The 19,098-nt window shown below is 65.1% G+C and carries 18 protein-coding genes; 6 read left to right on the top strand and 12 right to left on the bottom strand.

From position 1 onward, the window contains the following. Nucleotides 1-3: 3 nt before the first annotated feature. The 3 genes from CEY08_RS27270 to panD all read right to left on the bottom strand — a co-directional run bounded on the left by CEY08_RS27270 (nucleotide 4) and on the right by panD (nucleotide 2,926). Entirely contained in the window at nucleotides 4-1,260 is a 1,257-nt protein-coding gene (locus tag CEY08_RS27270) for a D-amino acid dehydrogenase (protein ID WP_042792834.1), read from the bottom strand. A gap of 180 nt (nucleotides 1,261-1,440) precedes the next feature. After that, nucleotides 1,441-2,493, bottom strand: a complete 1,053-nt coding sequence (locus CEY08_RS27265) for a CDP-6-deoxy-delta-3,4-glucoseen reductase (RefSeq protein WP_042792833.1) — start codon at nucleotides 2,491-2,493, stop codon at nucleotides 1,441-1,443. A gap of 64 nt (nucleotides 2,494-2,557) precedes the next feature. Continuing rightward, nucleotides 2,558-2,926: an aspartate 1-decarboxylase gene (gene panD, locus CEY08_RS27260; protein ID WP_006224022.1), complete on the bottom strand. Its 369-nt coding sequence runs from the start codon at nucleotides 2,924-2,926 to the stop codon at nucleotides 2,558-2,560. Between the two features lie 209 nt (nucleotides 2,927-3,135). Here panD and sugE point away from each other — a divergent pair, with 209 nt between their 5' ends. Further along, nucleotides 3,136-3,453, top strand: coding sequence for a quaternary ammonium compound efflux SMR transporter SugE (sugE, locus tag CEY08_RS27255; protein ID WP_042792832.1), 318 nt, complete (start codon nucleotides 3,136-3,138; stop codon nucleotides 3,451-3,453). A 30-nt stretch (nucleotides 3,454-3,483) separates the two neighbouring features. Here the strand turns inward: sugE and CEY08_RS27250 are convergent, their stop codons facing one another. The 6 genes from CEY08_RS27250 to CEY08_RS27225 all read right to left on the bottom strand — a co-directional run bounded on the left by CEY08_RS27250 (nucleotide 3,484) and on the right by CEY08_RS27225 (nucleotide 8,330). After that, the gene (locus CEY08_RS27250; RefSeq protein WP_076812339.1) at nucleotides 3,484-4,356 is read right to left on the bottom strand and encodes an MOSC domain-containing protein; all 873 of its coding nucleotides are present in this window, start codon (nucleotides 4,354-4,356) and stop codon (nucleotides 3,484-3,486) included. Nucleotides 4,357-4,450: 94 nt separating this feature from the next. Next, nucleotides 4,451-5,377: an ectoine hydroxylase gene (gene thpD / locus CEY08_RS27245; RefSeq protein ID WP_063962042.1), complete on the bottom strand. Its 927-nt coding sequence runs from the start codon at nucleotides 5,375-5,377 to the stop codon at nucleotides 4,451-4,453. Between the two features lie 17 nt (nucleotides 5,378-5,394). Further along, nucleotides 5,395-5,799: an ectoine synthase gene (locus CEY08_RS27240; protein WP_042792830.1), complete on the bottom strand. Its 405-nt coding sequence runs from the start codon at nucleotides 5,797-5,799 to the stop codon at nucleotides 5,395-5,397. Then, the gene (ectB, locus tag CEY08_RS27235) at nucleotides 5,796-7,103 is read right to left on the bottom strand and encodes a diaminobutyrate--2-oxoglutarate transaminase (protein ID WP_042792829.1); all 1,308 of its coding nucleotides are present in this window, start codon (nucleotides 7,101-7,103) and stop codon (nucleotides 5,796-5,798) included. The genes CEY08_RS27240 and ectB overlap by 4 nt, the downstream gene beginning before the upstream one ends. A 121-nt stretch (nucleotides 7,104-7,224) precedes the next feature. Then, nucleotides 7,225-7,785: a diaminobutyrate acetyltransferase gene (gene ectA / locus CEY08_RS27230; protein ID WP_042792828.1), complete on the bottom strand. Its 561-nt coding sequence runs from the start codon at nucleotides 7,783-7,785 to the stop codon at nucleotides 7,225-7,227. Then, nucleotides 7,782-8,330 (bottom strand): MarR family winged helix-turn-helix transcriptional regulator, encoded by a 549-nt coding sequence (locus CEY08_RS27225; RefSeq protein WP_042792827.1) that lies wholly within the window; start codon nucleotides 8,328-8,330, stop codon nucleotides 7,782-7,784. The genes ectA and CEY08_RS27225 overlap by 4 nt, the downstream gene beginning before the upstream one ends. Nucleotides 8,331-8,588: 258 nt before the next feature. Between CEY08_RS27225 and CEY08_RS27220 the strand changes: the two genes are divergently transcribed. The 4 genes from CEY08_RS27220 (at nucleotide 8,589) to CEY08_RS27205 (ending at nucleotide 14,835) form a co-directional block, all read left to right on the top strand. Next, nucleotides 8,589-9,521 carry a MurR/RpiR family transcriptional regulator gene (locus CEY08_RS27220; RefSeq protein ID WP_063639668.1) on the top strand — a complete coding sequence of 311 codons (933 nt, stop codon included), beginning with the start codon at nucleotides 8,589-8,591 and terminating at the stop codon, nucleotides 9,519-9,521. A 43-nt stretch (nucleotides 9,522-9,564) separates the two neighbouring features. Beyond that, a complete protein-coding gene (locus CEY08_RS27215) occupies nucleotides 9,565-10,905 on the top strand; it encodes an aspartate aminotransferase family protein (protein WP_076812335.1) in 1,341 nt (446 codons plus the stop codon). A gap of 154 nt (nucleotides 10,906-11,059) precedes the next feature. Beyond that, nucleotides 11,060-12,064 carry a TAXI family TRAP transporter solute-binding subunit gene (locus CEY08_RS27210; RefSeq protein ID WP_076812332.1) on the top strand — a complete coding sequence of 335 codons (1,005 nt, stop codon included), beginning with the start codon at nucleotides 11,060-11,062 and terminating at the stop codon, nucleotides 12,062-12,064. Nucleotides 12,065-12,216: 152 nt separating this feature from the next. After that, nucleotides 12,217-14,835 carry a TRAP transporter permease gene (locus CEY08_RS27205; RefSeq protein WP_088607850.1) on the top strand — a complete coding sequence of 873 codons (2,619 nt, stop codon included), beginning with the start codon at nucleotides 12,217-12,219 and terminating at the stop codon, nucleotides 14,833-14,835. Here CEY08_RS27205 and CEY08_RS27200 read toward each other — a convergent pair whose 3' ends face one another. Next, a complete protein-coding gene (locus CEY08_RS27200) occupies nucleotides 14,836-16,035 on the bottom strand; it encodes a DUF418 domain-containing protein (RefSeq protein WP_076812329.1) in 1,200 nt (399 codons plus the stop codon). Beyond that, nucleotides 16,032-16,652, bottom strand: coding sequence for a TetR/AcrR family transcriptional regulator (locus CEY08_RS27195; RefSeq protein WP_076812326.1), 621 nt, complete (start codon nucleotides 16,650-16,652; stop codon nucleotides 16,032-16,034). The genes CEY08_RS27200 and CEY08_RS27195 overlap by 4 nt, the downstream gene beginning before the upstream one ends. Here CEY08_RS27195 and CEY08_RS30050 point away from each other — a divergent pair. Beyond that, the gene (locus CEY08_RS30050; protein ID WP_167380329.1) at nucleotides 16,563-16,769 is read left to right on the top strand and encodes a hypothetical protein; all 207 of its coding nucleotides are present in this window, start codon (nucleotides 16,563-16,565) and stop codon (nucleotides 16,767-16,769) included. The two genes, CEY08_RS27195 and CEY08_RS30050, sit on opposite strands and share 90 nt — an antisense overlap. Here CEY08_RS30050 and parC read toward each other — a convergent pair. After that, on the bottom strand, nucleotides 16,766-19,096 hold the full coding sequence (parC, locus tag CEY08_RS27190; RefSeq protein ID WP_063639674.1) for a DNA topoisomerase IV subunit A: 2,331 nt from the start codon (nucleotides 19,094-19,096) through the stop codon (nucleotides 16,766-16,768). The two genes, CEY08_RS30050 and parC, sit on opposite strands and share 4 nt — an antisense overlap. Nucleotides 19,097-19,098 lie beyond the last annotated feature (2 nt).

The following is a 19,098-nucleotide window of genomic DNA, read 5'->3' as shown; positions in this document are numbered from 1 at the left end:
GGTTCACAGACCAAGAAAAGGGAATTCCGGTTCCGGCCGCCTTCCGCTAAGCAGATCGGCCAATGCCCGGCCCGAGCCAACGCCCATTGTCCAACCGAGCGTACCGTGTCCTGTATTGACGTACAGATTGGGGATACGGCAGCGGCCGATAATGGGCACGTTAGAGGGAGTGGACGGGCGCAAGCCCGACCAGTAACTGACGCGCTCGAAATCGAGCGCGTCGGGAAAGAGTTCGCGCGCCAGGCGGGTCATGGCTTCACAGCGTCCGGTGTTCAAGCTGCGGGAATATCCCGACAGCTCCGCGGTTCCGGCCATGCGCAGCCGGTCGCCCAGGCGCGAAAAAACAACCTTGTGGCTGCTGTCCGTCAGGCTGACCGTGGGCGTGGCCTCCGGCTTGAGCACCGGAAAAGTCGCGGAATAGCCCTTGGCCGGATAGACATTGCACGGCACGCCCAGCGGCCGCAACAAATAGGGGCTGAAACTGCCCATTGCCACCACGTAGGCGTCCGCCGACACGGTGCCATAACGGCCGTCGGGTTCGATGATCTCAATGCTTTGCACCGTGCCGCCGGCGGTCAGCAGCCGCGTGGCGCGCGTGCTGTAGCGGAATTCGACCCCCGCCCGGGCGCAGCGCTCGGCCAAGGCCACGGTGAACAGATGCACGTCGCCGCTCTCGTCTTCGGGCGTGTAGTCGCCGCCGACGATGGTCTGGCGGTGCGGCGCCAGCGCGGGCTCGATGGCGATGACTTCATCAGCCGAGACCACGCGGCGTTCCACGCCGAAATCGCGCATGAGACCTGCGGCGCGCTGCGAGTTTTCGAATTCGTGGGGATCGCGATAGAAATTCAGGATACCGCGCTCGAGGTGGTCGTACTGGATGCCCAGCTCTGCGCGCATGCCGCGCAGCGTGGCGCGGCTGTACTCCGCCATGCGGACCATGGCACGGATATTGGGCGCGAGACGGCCAGGCAGGCACTCGCGCAGGAACGACAGCCCCCACATCCATTGCCGCCAGTCCAGCTGCGGGCGGAACAGCAGCGGAGCGTCATCCTGGAACATCCACTTGAGCAGCTTGAGCGGTGCCTGGGGATTGGCCCAGGGTTCGGCATAGGAAACCGAGATCTGGGCGCCGTTGGCCAGGCTGGTTTCCTGGGCGGGACCGGTGCAGCGATCTATGACCACGACGTCATGTCCGGCCTGGTTCAGCCACCAGGCGCTGGAAATTCCGATGATGCCGCCACCCAATACCGCTACTTTCATGCCCGCATTGCTCCTTGCGTGCCAGCTCGGTTCGCCGACCCGATGTCCGCGATCCATGGCAAGCTGCTGCCACGGCAGTTTACCCTGGCGCTTTGCCCGCGCCTATGGAATAAAAAGGGGCGGAAGTCACAAACCTTTCCAGGCCCGCTCGTTCCACCCCTTTCGCTCATGCCCTGTTACTCAAGACTGGGCGGCGGCCTTGGCCAGATCGGCTTCCGACGTAAAGGCGTCCGCGTAGAACTCTTCGGGCGGCAGCCCGTTCTGGGCGCTGAATTCGCGCCTGGCGGCGTCCACCATCAGCGGCGTGCCGCAGGCATAGACCTGATGGCCCGACAGGTCGGCGATGTCCTGCATGACGGCTTCATGGACGAAACCGGTGCGCCCCGTCCAGCCGTCTTCCTGCAGGGCGTTGGACACCACGGGGACATAACGGAAATCGGGCAGCATGCCGGCCCACGACTGCGCCAGCGCATCCATGTAGAGGTCGCGCGGACGGCGTCCGCCCCAATACAACGCCACCGGACGCTTGATGTTCTTGTGGATCATGTGCTCGACGATGGCCTTGACCGGGGCGAAGCCCGTGCCGCTGGCCAGCAGCACGACGGGCTTGTCGCTGTCTTCGCGCAGGAAGAAGGAGCCGAAGGGCCCCTCCAGGCGCAGGATCTCGCGCTCTTTCATCTGCGTGTCGCCCGCGCCGAACACGTGGTCGGTAAACACGCCGCCGGGCATGTGGCGGATATGCAATTCGAGGGGGCTGCCCGTGTGTGGCGCGCCAGCCATCGAATAGCTGCGCCGGCGACCGTCCTTCAGGATGACCTCGATGTACTGGCCGGCGTAATAGCGGAACTGCTCGGAAGCGGGCAGCTGCAGCTTGATTACCGTAACGTCCGGGGCCACACGCTCCAGCGTCTGCACGCGCGACGGCAGCTTGCGGATCTGGATGTCGCTGGCAAGGCGGACTTCGGTCGATTCGACCACCATGTCGGATTCAGGCCGGGCCTGGCAGAACAGCGTATAGCCATCCGCCAGCTCTTCGGGCGAAAGAATCTGCGCCGGATATTGTCCGGCGTCGTACTCCCCGGAAACCACGCGGCCCTTGCAGGTGGAGCAGGCGCCGTTGCGACAGCTGTACGGCAAGACGATGCCGGCGGCCAGCGCGGCATCGAGCACGGTCTGGCCGGGTTCGACCGGGAATTGGTGCTGGCTGGGTTGGATGATGACCTGGAAGCTCATGATGAAACGATTCAGGGTTTTGACGGAGCGCCTCGCGGAAAGACGCGCTCCGTGCGGGCCGGCCTCAGGCCGGGAACTTGCGGATTTCCTTGACGCGGTTGGCGTCGTCCACCAGGACCACCTGGGGCTTGTGCGTCGCCGAATCGGCTTCCGACATCGGGCCGTAGGTGCAGATGATCAGCAGATCGCCAACCTGGGCCCGGCGCGCGGCCGCGCCATTCAAGGAAATGGCGCCGCTGCCGCGGGCCGCCTTGATGATGTAAGTGTCGAAACGTTCGCCGTTGGTGACGTTGTAGAGTTCGATGCGTTCGAACTCGCGCATGCCGGCAGCGTCCAGCAAGTCTTCGTCGATGCCACAAGACCCTTCGTAATGCAGGTCGGCTTCGGTGACCGTGACGCGGTGCAGCTTTGCCCGCAGCATGATGCGTTGCATGATAAATATCCTGGTTTCGCGGCCCGGAACGCGAAGTGTTGCTAGAGTGATGCCCGGCACCCGGTTTTGCCGTCGGAAGCCGGTATTCTATAATTTTTGCCGCAGCGGGACGGCCCGTTGCCGCATGCGGCCGGATGGCCGGTGTGTCTGTTTCTGGGGACGGCCCCTCGCGCCGGCGTCATGCCGGCAGCATAAGCGTAGGAGTCGTCATGACCTGGATCATCCTGGTACTCGCAGGCCTGTTTGAAATCGTCTGGGCCGTGGGCCTGAAGTACACCCATGGATTCACCCGCCTCTGGCCGTCGGTCATCACCGCCGGGGGCATGATCATCAGCTTCTGGCTGCTGGCCTTGGCAATGAAGTCCCTGCCCCTGGGCACCGCCTATGCGGTTTGGGTGGGCATAGGCACGATCGGCGCCTTCGTGGCCGGCATCGTGCTCTTCGGCGAGTCGACCAGCTGGATGCGCATTGCAAGCGTCATCCTCATTGTGCTGGGCCTTGTGGGCCTGAAGTTGTCCTCGCCCTGAGCCACCGGCGGAGGGCGCCGGGGCTGCTGATCAGAAATCCAGTTCGATTCCGACCTCGTCGCCCACCTTCAGGCGCGCCCCCGCGGGCGCGTCCAGGATGGCGTTCTGGCCGAACACCACGCCGATTTCCAGATTCCGGTATCCCGCCAGGGTGCGGCCGGGCTCTTCATACTGCCGGGCTGTGCTTTGGTCGATATCGGGAATCGAACAACGGGTGCAAGGCTTGACGAACGCCATTTTCACGCCCCCGGCCTCGATCATGGCGGTGTGGTCTTCCTCGAAGGCTTCCCAGTCACCCTGTACGACAATGTTGGGACGAAACCGGTCCATCGGCACCGGGGCCACGCCTTTGGCGCTTAGCCGGGCATTCAGATCGTCCAGTGAAGCCTGATTGGCCACCAGCAGGGGAAAACCGTCGGCAAAGCCGAAGCAATGCGCGCCGGCGAACGATTCGGCCAGATCGGGATGCGCATCCACCCAGCGCGAAACCCAGTCCGGCTTGGCATTGCGTTGCGCCGCCGTATCCACCTTGTACAGCCGGCACGGCGTCTTCAGGAATTCGGAAAACCACTGTCCGGCCGCGGCGCTCTCGCGCCGGGCCGAAATGGTATCGCTCCATACGCCCACGGATTGCGCCCCCGGCTCCAGCCCCGACCCGTCCAAGGCAATAGCCAGGTCGGACATGCCCGGCGCGGACAGGCGCAGCGCATCGGCGGTGAGCGCGGTGCGGATCAGCGCCATCGCGGGCCATTGCCGCTGCGTCATGAATTGGCCGTCGGCGCCGATCAGCATCCAACGACGGTCGTGGGCCAACCCGGCGCGGTCGATGGGCGATTCGTTCAGGGCGATGCCTGCGCAGGATTTCACCGGGTAGATATGCAGACTGAGAATGCGGGCGGACATGGCGTGCGGTGTCTCAAGAGGGCGAAGTGCGCAGAGAATAGCAGACGCCAAAAGGAAAAAGCCCAGGCGGCGCCTGGGCTTTTTCATGGGAGGCTCAGCCTCCGACCAGCTTCAAGGCATCCAGCGGCGTAACCGCCTTGAATCCCTTGCGCGTCGCGATGTGCTCGGGACGCGGCGTCAGCCCGTACTTGGGCGGGTTCAAGGTGTTGTCCATGCTGTTATAGACCATGAACACATTGGCGCGCGGCCAAGGCGAGATATTGCTATTGGAGCCGTGCATCGTGTTGCAGTCGAAGAACACCACCGAGCCGGCCTTGGCGGTCATGGTACGGATGCCGCCCTGCTCCACCAGCAGCTGCAGGCTGACCGGATCCGGCACGCCGTATTCCTGTTTCTTCAGCGACTGCTTGTAGTGCTCGTTCGGCGTCTCGCCCACGCACGAGATGAACTGGCGATGCGATCCCGGCACCAGCATCAAGGGGCCGTTGCACTCATTGTTGTCGGTCAACAGCACCGAGCAGCTCAGGGCGCGCATGGCGGGCATGCCGTCTTCGACGTGCCAGGTCTCGAAGTCGGAGTGCCAATAGAACTCCTTGCCCTTGAAGCCCGGCTTCATGTTGGCGCGCGACTGATGGATGTACACCTCGGAACCGAGGATCTGCCGCGCCACGTTGACCAGCCTGGGGTCGCGCACCAGACGCGACAGGACGGGATTGAGCACGTGCACCATGAAGATGGAACGCACCGCATTGCTGCCTGGCTCCGTAATGGCTTCTTCGCGGCGGACGATCGAAGGATCGCGCGTCATGCGCTCGACTTCCCCAGACAGCGCGCGGACTTCGTCCTCCGAGAACAGATTCTCCAGCAGGATGAAACCGTCGCGCTCGTATTGCTCGACCTGGCCGGCGTTCAGGGCGCTGGCGTACTGGCCGTTTTCATAGACCACCGGATCCTGGCGGGCGATGATGGCGGAACTTCGATCCGTACGGGAGGCGTACGGATCCTGTGCAGGTGAGATCATGCGAACCTCCTTATATGTCAGGCCGCTTGGGCTTCGGGCTCAGGCAAGGCGTAGACGCCTTCTTTGTCGTGCACTTCCTGGCCGGTCAGCGGCGGGTTGAAGACGCAGATGACGCGCAGCGGCTCCTTGCCGCCGCACAGCCAGTGCTCGTCATGTTCGTTCAAGGCGTAGACCACGCCGGGGCCGAGTTCGTACTTCTTGCCGTCCGCGATGGTCTCGATGGAGCCGTCGCCTTCGATGCACCACACCGCTTCAAGATGGTTCTTGTAGTGGATATGGGTACGGCCGCCCGGAAAGATGGTGGTTTCGTGAAAGGAGAAGCCCATGCCGTCCTTTTTCAGCAGCACGCGGCGGCTGACCCAGGTATCGGTGCGGACTTCGTCGGCGGTGCCGATCACATCTTTGACATTGCGTACGATCATTGACGTTTTCCTCCAAATTTCAGAATGCGGGCGGACTGCCCTTCTTCGGCGAGCGCTTCCGCGACACTGGCTTCGATCACGTCCAGGCCTTTGCTCAGCAGCTCTTCTTCGATGGTCAGGGCGGGCAGCAACTTCAGCACTTCGTCGTGCGCGCCAGACGTTTCAATCACCACGCCCTTCTTGAAGGCGTTCTGCGCGATGCGGTTGGCCAGCGCAGGCGTGGCGTTGCACACCAGGCCCTGGATCAAACCGCGGCCGCGCGCCGACAGGCCGGCGTTCGGATAGCTGTGAACCAGGTTCTCCAGCCAGTCGCGCACCTGGCGCTCCTTGCGCTGGATTTCGGTGGCGAAGGCGGTGTTGGCCCAATAGGTTTCCAGCGCCTGTGCCGCCGTGACGAAAGCCAGGTTGTTGCCGCGGAACGTGCCGCTGTGGGCGCCGGGCTTCCAGATATCCAGCTCGGGCTTCATCAGCACCAGCGACATCGGCAGGCCGAAACCCGACAGCGACTTCGACAGCGTGATGATGTCGGGACGTATGCCCGCGGCCTCGAAACTGAAGAACGTGCCGGTGCGTCCGCAACCGACCTGGATGTCGTCCACGATCAGCAGCATGTCATGGCGCTTGCACAGCTTTTCCAGCTCTTTCAGCCAGCGCAGCGTCGCCACGTTGACGCCGCCCTCGCCTTGCACCGTTTCCACAATGACGGCGGCCGGCTTGTCCATGCCGCTGCTGGGATCCTCGAGCATGCGCTCCAGGTAGGCCATGGTGTCCACGTCCGGGCCGAAGTATCCGTCGTAGGGCATGAACGTGGTGTTGCCCAGCGCGTAACCGGACGCGTCGCGGAACTTCATGTTGGCCGTCACGGCAAGCGAACCGCCGCTCACGCCGTGAAAGCCATGGGTAAAGGAGATGACGTTGGGACGCCCCTTGACCTGGCGCGCGATCTTCAGCGCGGCTTCCACCGCGTTGGTGCCGGTCGGGCCGGTGAACTGCAAGGTGTATTGCCAATTGCGCGGCTTGAGCAGCACGCGGTCCACCGTCTCCAGGAAACGCTTCTTCGCGCTGGTGGCCATGTCCAGGCCATGAACCACGCCGTCCGACTGGACGTACTCCAGCAGCTTTTCCTTGAGAACAGGATTGTTGTGGCCGTAGTTCAGCGTGCCGGCGCCGCTGAAGAAATCGATGTATTCGGTGCCTTCCTCATCGATCAGGGTCGAGCCCCGGGCCTGGCTGAATATCACGGGGAACGACCGGATGTAGCCCCGCACCTCCGACTCCATCCGGTCAAAGATTTTCAAGTCCATGATTAATCCTCCCTTTCATCTCATAAGTGGACGGACGGCCTGAGCCCTTCCGGGTGCGCAAGCGCATCCGGATCGGCCAACCATCCCGGTATTCGATAAGACCGCTGGGCTTGCGCCGCCCCTAGGGGGCCGGCAAGGCGAACGGACCTATCCTCAACAACATCTCGTCGTCATGGTCCGCGCCGCCGAAGAGCTGCCGGTCGAAGAACGGCTGCTCGGAGACGTGGGCGCCCAGTTCGCCGGCCAGGCCGGCAAAGCTGCGGCGCGATGCCTGGTTGTCAGGCCCCACCGTGGTTTCGAGATAGCGGACATGCTCGAGACCCTTGCGGCGCAAGAGCTCGCGAAGCATGGCGCGGCCCAGTCGATGGCCGCGTGCGCGGGTGTGCACCGCAACCTGCCAGACAAACAAGGTGTCGGGCCGGTCCGGGATCACATATGCGGAGATAAAACCGTCGATGCGTCCGCCGGCACTTTCGGCCAGGACGCAGGTGTCGCGAAAGTGCTCAGCCAGGAGCAGGTACGCGTAGAGGGAATTCAGGTCGAGTGGCGGGCACTCGGAAATGAGGCGGTGGATGGCGGCGCCGTCTTTGCGGTCGGGCAGACGCATGGTATGGGTCTGCGCGCTGACCGCCGGCGCCACGGCACTTGAGAGGGTTGGGGTATCCAGTTCGTTTTTCTTCATGCAACGATTCCTGATTCAGGGGGTGCCCCGCCCGTGGGCACTTCAAGGATGGGCGACGACACATCGCCATGCGTCTCGACGGCGGCCTGGCCGTCCTGCTCCATGAGCGCCACGATGCGCTCCAGGGACAGTGTGATGGTGGCCTGTTCAAGCTCTGGCAAGGCATTGAGCGCGTCGGCCAGGTGCTTCTGCAACGGCGACGGCGCGCCTTGCGCCAGGTCACGGCCGGCGTCGGTAGCCGTGACGAATACGATGCGGCGGTCTTCGCGGCCGCGTTCGCGGCGGATCAAGCCCTTGTCCTCCAGGCGATCCAGAATCCCGACCACAGTGCTGGGACTGACGTGCATTTCACGGCTGATGGCAGTCGCCGTCATCGGACCGTTGGCGATCACGGTGCGCAGGCACATCAACTGAGGCGCCGTGATGTGGCTGACGGCGGACAGCTGGCGCGAGTGCAAAGCGATGGAACGCGTAATGCGGCGCAGCGCCCGCAAGATGCGCAAATCGTATTGCTGCGAAGGATCGGATGTCACGGCGTCAGTCATGGGATAAAGAGTGTTCGGTCAAATCATTTCTACACAAATGATATGCGCACGATTCATTCCCGTCAAACAAAAACACCCGGGCACGATGTAATTAAATGAACACAAATTTGCAGAGGATGGCAGCAGAATTCCGGAACTTGTCAGCGCAGGCCTGGGACGACACGCATCCGCTCCATAGGGGGAAATCCTTATAAAAACATATGTTTTTTTATTAAACGCAGATTTATCATATGTTTTTTATGCTCCGTTCTGCCGTACATGTCCCTGCCGTCCGACCTCCTCCTGACTCTCCAGGAAAAACTGGAGCAACTGCCACCCGAATTGCAACGGGCCGCGCACTGGGTCGTGGCGCATCCCGCTGAAGTCGGCCTGTGGTCCATGCGGCGCCAGGCCCAAGCCTTGGGCGTTGCACCGGCAACCATGTTGCGATTGGCCCGGGCAGTCGGCTTTTCCAGTTACGAAGACTTCCGCCTGCCGTTCCAGCAGGCGTTGGCAGGGCAAGGCACGCCGGGCCTGCGGGACCGCGCCGCCGCCCTGCAGGCCGCCGCGGGTGAATCCGCCGCGCCCGGACACGACGTCCTGACCGACTATCAGATCCACGCCATGAGTTCAGTCTGCGCGTTGAATCCGCCGTCTACCTTCGACGCCGCGGTGCAGACCCTGCTGGAAGCCCGGCAGGTCGGGTTTCTGGGCACGCGCTCCGCCTTCGGCATTGCCTTCCAGATGCGCTACGCCTACCAATTGGTCCGCCGCAACAGCGTGCTGATCGACGGGCTGGGCGGCGCGCCAGCCGAACAGGCCGACAACCTGGGCCCAGGCGATGCGCTAATCGTCATTTCCCAGGCGCCCTATCCCACCGCCACCGTGCAACTGGCCCGCCAGGCCGCGCAACGCGGCGTGGCGCTCATCGCGCTGACCGACGACCCGCTGTCCCCGCTGGCCGTCGAAGCCCGCCATACCTTGCGCTTCGCCCCGCCGGACCGCGAGGGTGTTCGCGCCCGTCCGGCGCGCCAGGGGCCCGGCTCGTTCTTCCACACCACGGCAGGCCTGCTGGGCCTGGCAGAGCACCTGATCGCGCGCCTGACCGCGCGCGGCGGCGACGAGGTCCTGAACCGCCTCACCGAAGTCGAACAACGCCTGCTCAACGACAACGTTTACTGGAGCGCCGCCCAACCGCGCCGCCCCGCCTGACACCTGGATTCGCCTTTAACCCCTGCACTGCGGAATTGCCTCCATGAGCCACACCCACGTCATGCATCGTTCATTGCGCCAGACGCCCCCCGTCGCCGTCCGCGGCCAGGGCGTATGGGTCTACGACAACGCCGGCCGCTCCTATCTCGACGGCTCCGGCGGCGCCGCGGTCTCCTGCCTGGGGCACAATCATCCCGACATCCAGGCCGCCATGCATGCGCAGGTCGACGCGCTGGCCTATGCCCACACCAGCTTCTTCACGACCGAGGTAGCCGAGCGGCTGGCCGAGCGGCTGGTAGCGGACGCCCCGCAAGGCATTTCGCACGCCTATTTCGTGTCGGGCGGCTCGGAGGCCGTGGAAGCCGCTCTGAAGATGGCGCGGCAGTACTTCGTGGAAATCGGCCAACCTGAACGCCGCCACATCGTCGCGCGCCGGCAGAGCTATCACGGCAACACGCTGGGTGCGCTGGCAGTGGGCGGCAACGCGTGGCGCCGCGCACAGTTCGCGCCGCTGCTGATCGAAGTCGAGCATGTCTCGCCCTGCTACGCCTACCGCGACCAGCGCGAAGGCGAAAGTCCCGAACAATACGGCGAGCGCCTGGCACGGGAACTGGAACAGACCTTCGAGCGCCTGGGCGCCGGCACGGTCATGGCGTTCGTGGCAGAACCCGTGGTGGGCGCCACCGCCGGCGCCGTGACGGCCGTGCCTGGCTATTTCCGTCGCATCCGCGAAGTCTGCGACCGCCACGGCGTGCTGCTGATCGCCGACGAAGTCATGTGCGGCATGGGCCGTACCGGCACCTTGTACGCGGTGGAGCAGGAAGACGTCACGCCCGACCTGATCACCATCGCCAAGGGCCTGGGCGGAGGCTACCAGCCCATAGGCGCGGTCATGGTGCAACAGCGCATCGTGGACGCCATGCAGCAAGGCAGCGGTTTCTTCCAGCACGGCCACACCTACCTGGGCCATGCGATCGCCTGCGCGGCTTCGCTCGCCGTGCAGGACGTCATCCGGCGCGACCAGCTGCTGGCGCGCGTACGCGCCCAGGGCGAAGGCCTGCGCCAGCGCCTGGAAAGCGCGCTGGGCGCGCATCCCCACGTCGGCGACATTCGCGGCCGCGGCCTCTTCATGGGCGTCGAGCTGGTGCAGGACCGGGGCAGCAAGCAGACTTTCGACCCCGCCCTTACGCTGCACGCCCGCATCAAGCGCGAGGCCATGGCGCGCGGCTTGATGGTCTATCCGATGGGCGGCACCATCGACGGGCGCCAGGGCGATCACGTGCTGCTCGCCCCGCCCTTCATCATCTCCGACGATGAGCTGGATCAACTGACCGAACGTCTGCGCGGCGCCATCGACGCCGCCATTTCGCAGGCGCGCGCCTAGCCGCCTGCAAGCGCGGCGACGGGAAACGCCGCCGCGCCGCCCGCCTTGCGCGGGCTCGTGATGATACGCACAGGGCGTTCCGCGGCTCGCGGGGCGCGCCAACCGCCGGCAAAGACCGGCAATATCACGGGGAAAAACCCCAAAAGGAGTTTGCATGACCACGTCCGTCAAACACCCCTTGGGCCATCGCAACGCCTGGGCGCTCGCAGCCGCAGGCATCGCTACGGCATTGATGTCCACGGCGTCGGCGCCCGCCGCCGCACAACAGAAGTTCGTCAGTATCGGCACGGGCGGCGTCACCGGCGTCTACTATGCCGCCGGCGGCGCCATCTGCCGCCTCGTCAACAAGGACCGTTCCAGCCACGGCATCCGCTGCTCGGTCGAATCGACCGGCGGCTCGGTCTTCAACGCCAACACCATCAAGGCAGGCGAACTGGACCTGGGCGTCGTGCAATCCGACGTAGGCTTCAACGCCTACAAGGGCGAAGGCCAATTCAAACAGGCCGGGCCGTTCACCAAGCTGCGCTCCGTGTTCTCCATCCACCCCGAGCCCTTCACCGTGGTGACGCGCAAGGAAGCGAACGTCAAGAGTTTCGAAGACCTGAAGGGCAAGCGCTTCAACGTCGGCAACCCCGGCTCGGGAACACGCGCCTCGATGGAGGAATTGCTGAGCACCATGGGCTGGACCCTGAAGGATTTTTCGCTGGCGTCGGAACTGCGCCCTGATGAACACGGCTCGGCTCTGTGCGACGGCAAGATCGACGGCTTCTTCTATGGCGTGGGCCACCCCTCCGCCAACATCCAGGATCCCACCACCAGCTGCGGCGCCAAGCTCGTGTCGCTGACGGGCCCCTCCGTGGACAAACTGGTCGAAAAGTATCCCTACTACGCTCACGCCACGATTCCGGCCGGGCTGTATCCGAACAACCCTTCCGAGACCAAGACGTATGGGGTCACGGCCACCTTCGTCACCTCTGCCGATGTGCCCGACGCCACGGTCTACACCGTGGTCAAGGCAGTCTTCGACAACTTCGACGACTTCAAGAAGCTGCATCCTGCGTTCGCCAACCTGAAGGCGGCGGACATGGTGAAGAACGGACTGTCGGCGCCGCTGCATCCGGGCGCCGAGAAGTACTTCAAGGAAAAGGGCCTGCTCTGAGGCCTGGCCCCAGGGCCGCTGAAACGGCATGCCTGTGTGGCCGAGCCCTGGCCCGGCCACACAGGCGGCCGGGCCTTGCGCACCGTTACCGCGCGCAGGGACACAACGCGCGCCGCGCCGTCGGCGCGCGCCATGACACGTAGGGGAAATTCATGAATAAAGAGCCGCACACGCCGGCCCCGGACCTCGAACAACTGGTCGCCGACGCCGACCGCGGAGGCCGCAACGTCCGCGGCCTGGCAGGCGCGACGCTGGCGGCGGGCGCGCTGATCTGGTCCGTGTTCCAGCTCTGGTATGCGTCGCCGCTGCCGTTCTCGCTCAACTGGGGCATCTTCAACGACACCGAGGCCCGCGCCCTGCATCTGGGCATCGCCATGTTCCTGGGCTACCTGGCCTACCCCGCCAGCAAGCGCTCGGCGCGCGACCGCATGCCCTGGTACGACTGGGCGCTGGCCCTGATGGCCGGCTTCTGCGGCAGCTATCTGTACCTCTTCTATAACGAGCTGGCGGGCCGCCCGGGGCAACCCACGACCATGGACGTGGCCACCGCCGTCATCGGCCTGGCGTTGCTGCTGGAAGTGACGCGCCGGGCCCTGGGCCTGCCCATGACCGTGCTGGGCCTGGTGTTCGTCGCCTATGCGCTCGCCGGCCCATGGCTGCCCGACGTGCTGGCGCATCGCGGCGCGTCGCTGGAACGGTTGATGTCGCATATGTGGCTGACCACGGAAGGCGTGTACGGCGTGGCGCTGGGTGTGTCGGTGTCGTATATCTTCATTTTCGTTCTGCTGGGCTCCATGCTGGACAAATGCGGCGCCGGCAACTACATGATGCAGGTGTCGTTCGCTTTGCTGGGCCATCTGCGCGGGGGGCCGGCCAAGGTGGCCGTGGTGTCCTCGGCCGTCAACGGCCTGGTGTCGGCCTCTTCCGTGGCCAACGTGGTGACTGGCGGCATCTTCACGATTCCGCTCATGAAAAAGGCCGGCTACGGCGGCGTGCGCGCCGGAGCGATCGAAACCGCGTCGTCCGTCAACGGCCAGATCATGCCGCCCGTCATGGGCGCGGCCGCGTTCCTGATGATCGAATACGTCGGCATCCCTTATACCGACATCATCCGCCACGCGATCCTGCCGGCCGCGATCTCGTACATTGCGCTTTTCTACATCGTCCACCTGGAAGCGCTGAAGCTTGGCATCCAGCCCATGATGGCGTCGGGCCCCGCCCGCACGCCGTTGCAGAAGCTGGCGGGTTGGGGCATGAGCATCAGCGGCACCTTGGTGGTGATGGGCGCGGTCTACTGGATAGGCACCGGCGTGCAGGCCGTGGCCGGCGCTGCGGCCATCTGGGTGCTGCTGGGCATGCTTGCGGCGCTATACGTGTGGCTGCTGCGCGTCGCGGCGCGCCACCCGGACCTGCCGCAGGACATCGACATCAACCATCCCGTGCGCCCGCAGCCGTGGCCGACCGTACGCGCCGGACTGTACTTCCTGATTCCCATCGGCATCCTGGTCTGGTGCCTGAGCGTGGAAGAGCTGTCGGCCGGGTTGTCGGCATTCTGGGCCGCGATGGCCATGCTGTTCCAGATGGTGACGCAGCGTCCGCTGATCGCCTGGTTCCGCAAACAGCCGCTGTCCGGGCCCTGGCGCCAAGGCTGGCGCGATGCCATCGGCGGCCTGGGGGATGGCGCCCGCAACATGATAGGCATTGCCATCGCCTGCGGCACCGCGGGACTGATCGTCGGCGCCATCACGCTGACCGGCCTGGGCCTGCGCATGACGGCCTTCGTCGAGCTGGTGTCGATGGGCAATGTGCTGCTGATGCTGATCTTCACGGCCATCGTGTGCCTGATCCTGGGGCTGGGCATGCCAACCACGGCCAACTACATCCTGATGGCGACGCTGATGGCGCCCGTGGTGGTGGAACTGGGCGCCCAGAGCGGCCTGGTGATTCCGCTGATCGCCGTGCACATGTTCGTTTTCTATTACGGCATCATGGCCGACATTACGCCGCCCGTGGGCCTGGCCACGTTCGCGGCCGCAGCCATTTCCGGGGAGGACCCGATCAAGACAGGCATTCAGGGCGTGACGTACGCGGCACGCACGGCCATCCTGCCGTTCATGTTCGTGTTCAACCCCATGTTGCTGCTGATCGACGTCACCTATGGCTGGGAGCTGGCGCTGGTCGTGACCGGCGCCACACTGGCCTCGCTGACTTTCGCCGCCGCCACCATGCGCTGGTTCCGCGTGCGCTGCACGCTGGCCGAAGTGGGCGTGCTGCTGCTGGTGACATTCATGCTTTTCCGCCCGGACTGGTTCATGGACCATTTCGCGCCGCGCCACGAAAGCCGGCCGGCGTCCGAGATGCAGGCCATCGCCGCGGCTCTGCCCGACAACGGGCGGCTCACCGTGGTGCTGCGGGGAATCAATCTGGAAGGCGATGAACTGACCAAGACCGTGGCAGTCGCCCTGCCCGAATTGACGGACGACGCTGGCGGACAAGACGCGGGACGCAAGCGGCTGGCCGAAGCGGGGCTGACGCTGATGAGCCTGGGCGACCAGACGCAGATCGGCGGCGTGCGCTTTGGCAGCCGCGCCCAGCGCGCCGGCTGGGAACAAGGCTGGGACGTGCTCGAAGTGAAGGCGCCCAACCCGCAGCGCTGGTCCGACTTCTGGGTGTACGTGCCCGCGCTGCTGTTGCTGGCAGGCATGTGGGCGCGCCAAGGCCGTCGCGATGGCGGCGCCGCCGTGGGCCGGCTCCACGCCAAGCCGGTCTGATCAGCCCGTCCGCGCGCGCCGCCAGGCCGGCCATGCGCCGATGGTGAGCGCGCGCAAAAACCACTCCACCGGACCATAGGCGTGGCGTCGCAACCACCATGCGGATAGCGGCAGCTGCGCCGCGAAGATGGCCACGGCAATGCAGAACGCCGCCAGCGGCGAGACCGAGGCGAACAGGCGCAGGCCCCAGGCGGTGAACAGGAATGCGCAGATGATCGACTGCATCAGGTAATTGCTCAGGGCCATCCGCCCTGCGGGCGCCAGCCAGCCCGCGAAGCGCGCGCCAGGGCGCGTGCGCATGGCCAGCAGCAAGGCCGCCGCATATGACATGCTTAATAGCGGCGCGGTCAGGAGGTCTGCCGCCAGCCCCGGCAGTTCCCAGGCCGCGTCGGCCGCGGGCATAGAGGTAAAGGCATACACGGCGGATCCGGCCAGGCCGGGCGCCAGGCCCAGCGCGCACAGCAGCCACAGGGCGCGCGGCTGACGCCATGGATCCGCCAGCGCATGACGGCGCCCCAGTGCGTAACCGGTCAGGAACATCGCGAACACAAACGGTCCCTGCACGAACAGGACGGTGAACCACACGCCTTCAGTGAGTTCCTTTACGTGCTGCGCAATCGTGGTGCCGATAGTGCCCCGATACGCGTCGATAGCCGCCAAGGCGTCCGCGTGGTACTGCGCCTCGTATCCGGGCGACACCGGGTCCAGGTAGCTCAATGCGCCCAGGATGGCCCACAACGATGCCGTCAGCACGATAAGCCACAGCGAGATGCGCAGCGCCCGCCTGGGCTCCATCCGGCGGCATAGCAGCAGCGCCAGCCCCAGCAGCGCATAGGTCAGGAGTATGTCGCCCTGATAGAACAGCACGGCGTGCGCCGCCCCCAGCACCGCCAAGCCCGCAAGACGGCGCAGGAAGCGCGGCGCGAAAGCCGCCTGGCTGCGCTCGGCCGCAGCCATCTGCAAGGTGAAGCTATAGCCGAACAGGAACGAAAACAACAGGTAGAACTTGGTCTCGAACAGCCAGGCTATGAGCCAGCGCACGGTCAAGTCCAACGGTTGCGAAAACGCCGGATCCGCGACGCCTGCGCCGTAAAACGGCGACGAGAACACGCCAATGTTGACCACGAGAATGCCGAACAACGCAAAACCGCGCAGCGCGTCCACCTGCTCCAGGCGCCCAGGATTTGCCGCCGAGCTCATGCACGCCTCCCTGCGGTGTTCCGCTCCGCGCGGGTGGGCAGGCATCGCAGCAATGCCTGCTCCAGGAGGCGCCCTCCCGCCGCCGCGCCGAAAGCGGGATCAACCACCGAACGGCTGTAGACGCCGTCCAGCAACAGCAACAGCGTGTCGGCCATCTCAGCCGCAGGCTGAGGCGGGACCCGCTGCCGCCAGACCGTCTCCAGCAGCAACACCAGACCGGCCTTGCGGGCCGCCTCGTTTTCCATCACCAACGCATGCACGCGCGGGTTGCGCACGGCCTCGGCCAGGATCTCCATGCCCAGCCTGACGTAGGTCGGATCCTGATGCAACGCCAGCTGCGCGGCGACCCAGTCGGTCAGCGCCTGCCTGGCGTCTGGCGCCGCGCACGCCGCCTGCATCTGGGCGCGCGCGGACTCAGTGTCCGCGGCGATCAGCGCTTCGACGATCTCGGCCTTGCTGCCGTAGTAATGGAACAGATTGCCGGGGCTCATCCCGGCGCGGGCGCAAATCTGCGCCGTGGAAGTCGAATGAAAACCCTGTTCGGCAAAACAATCCGCCGCCGCGGCCAGTATGTGGCTTCGCCGCGCCTGCTGTTTGATGGGGTCGATCTTGCGCATTTTATTAATAGATCAATTGGTCTATCTATTAAATATCAAGATCGCAATACCGGTCAACAGGCGAAAAAAATGGCGGGCCGCAGCCCGCCATTACCCTGCGTAGCCGCGGGCGCCTAGCCCAGCACCGGCGACAACACCGGCTGCTTGGGCCGCACATCCAGCGCCCTGCCCTTGCGGGCACGCTTGCCGACGTACGGAGCAAGCGCGTCGCCGGCCAGGATGTCCTCGGTGTGCTTGTTGCGGTAGATGCCGGACGCACGCAGGCCGCCCGCGCCGATAGGCACGGTCTGGTCCAGCTTGTCCGTTCCGTCCAATCCCATCAGGATGGTGCCGCGACCGCCGCCAGACAGTGTCTTGACTTCGTCCAGGCCGAAGACCAGGAATTTGCCCTTGTGGGACAGCAGCGCCAATTGCGTGGCACCTTCGAATAGCGGCACCGGACGCAAGAGTTCGTCGCCCGCTTCCAGAGTAATGAACTGCTTGCCCGCGCGCTGGCGGCTGACCATGTCGGACAGCTTGGCGGCAAAGCCGTAGCCGCCGCGCGTCGCCAGCAGCCAGCGGCTGTCGGCGGACGCTGCAATCGTATGGACGATGCGCGTGCCGCTTCCGAGGTCGATCATGGTGGTAACCGGCTGGCCGTCGCCCCGGGCGGAAGGCAGCCCGGCCACGGGCACCGAATAGACACGCCCGTTGTCGCCCACGGCGATCAACGTATCGGTCGTGCGGCATTCGAAGGCGCCGTACAGGTCATCGCCCTGCTTGAAGCCGAATTGGCTGGCATCGTGGCCGTGGCCCTGGCGGGCGCGCAGCCAGCCCTTTTGCGAGACGATCACGGTGACGGGCTCGTCCAGCACCTTGGTTTCGAGCACAGCGCGCTCTGCGGTCTCGATCAGCGTGCGGCGATCGTCGCCGTACTGCTTGGCGTCGGCCTCGATTTCCTTGATCAACAGTCGCTTGAGCGCAGCGGGGTTGTCCAGCAGTTCCTGCAGACGCACCTGCTCATCGCGCTTGTCCGCCAGTTCCTGTTCGATCTTGAAACCTTCCAGGCGGGCCAATTGGCGCAAGCGCATTTCGAGGATGTCCTCGGCCTGCCGTTCCGACAATTTGAAGCGCTCCATCAGCGCGGCGCGCGGCTCGTCGGATTCGCGGATCGTCTGGATCACTTCGTCCACGTTCAGGTAGACGACCATGCGGCCTTCCAGCACGTGGATGCGGTCGATGACCTTGTCCAGGCGGAAGCGCGTGCGGCGCACCACGGTATTGGTGCGGAACGCCAGCCACTCGACCAGGATGTCGCGCAGGCCCTTCTGGCGCGGCCGGCCGTCGGTGCCGATGCACACGAGGTTGATGGACGCGCTGCTTTCCATGCTGGTCTGGGCCAACAGCGTGTTGACGAATTCGTCGCGGTCCACGCGCGAGGTCTTGGGTTCGAAGACCAGGCGCACCGCGGCATCCTTGCCCGACTCGTCCCGCACCGCGTCCAGCAGGTTCAGCATCACGGCCTTGGCCTGGGTCTGCTCGGGCGTCAGGCTCTTCTTGCCGGTCTTGACCTTGGGATTGGTGATCTCCTCGATCTCTTCCAGCACCTTCTGGCACGAGGTGCCGGGCGGCAGCTCGTTGACCACCAGCTGCCACTGGCCGCGCGCCATTTCCTCGAACTGCCAGCGCGCCCGCACCTTGAGCGACCCGCGGCCGCCCGAGTAGATCTGGGCGATGTCCTCGGCGGGCGTGATGATCTGTCCGCCGCCCGCGAAGTCCGGGCCGGGAATCAGGGCGTGCAGCTCCGTGTCCGGCAACTGGGGATGCTTGAGGAGAGCCACGCAGGCCTGCGCCACTTCGCGCAGGTTGTGCGGCGGGATTTCGGTGGCCATGCCGACCGCGATGCCCGAGGCGCCATTGAGCAACATCACGGGCAGGCGCGCCGGCAACATTTGCGGCTCTTGCTGGCTGCCGTCGTAGTTGGGCACGAAGTCCACGGTGCCTTCGTCCAGCTCGTCAAGCAACAGCTTGGCGATGGGCGTCAGGCGGGCTTCTGTGTATCGCATGGCGGCGGCGTTGTCGCCATCGCGCGAACCGAAATTGCCCTGGCCGTCGATGAGCGGATAACGCAGCGAGAAATCCTGCGCCATGCGCACCATGGCGTCATAGGCGGCCTGGTCGCCGTGCGGATGGTACTTGCCCAGCACGTCGCCGACGACGCGCGCGGACTTCACGGGCTTGGCGCCGGCGGCCAGCCCCATCGCCTGCATGGCGTAGAGGATACGGCGCTGCACGGGCTTCTGCCCGTCGCCGACGTCCGGCAGGGCTCGGCCGCGCACCACGGAAACGGCGTAGTCCAGATAGGCCTGTTCCGCGTAGCGCGCCAGGGTGATGGCGGCGTCGCCGTCGCCATCGCCGCCGGGCGGGTTGGAATCGAACAAGCCGGGTTGATTGCTGTCGGTCATGA

The sequence above is a fragment of the Achromobacter insolitus genome (genome assembly GCF_002209555.1).
Lineage (GTDB): Bacteria > Pseudomonadota > Gammaproteobacteria > Burkholderiales > Burkholderiaceae_B > Achromobacter > Achromobacter insolitus.
This window is presented reverse-complemented; position numbering and strand designations above follow the sequence as displayed.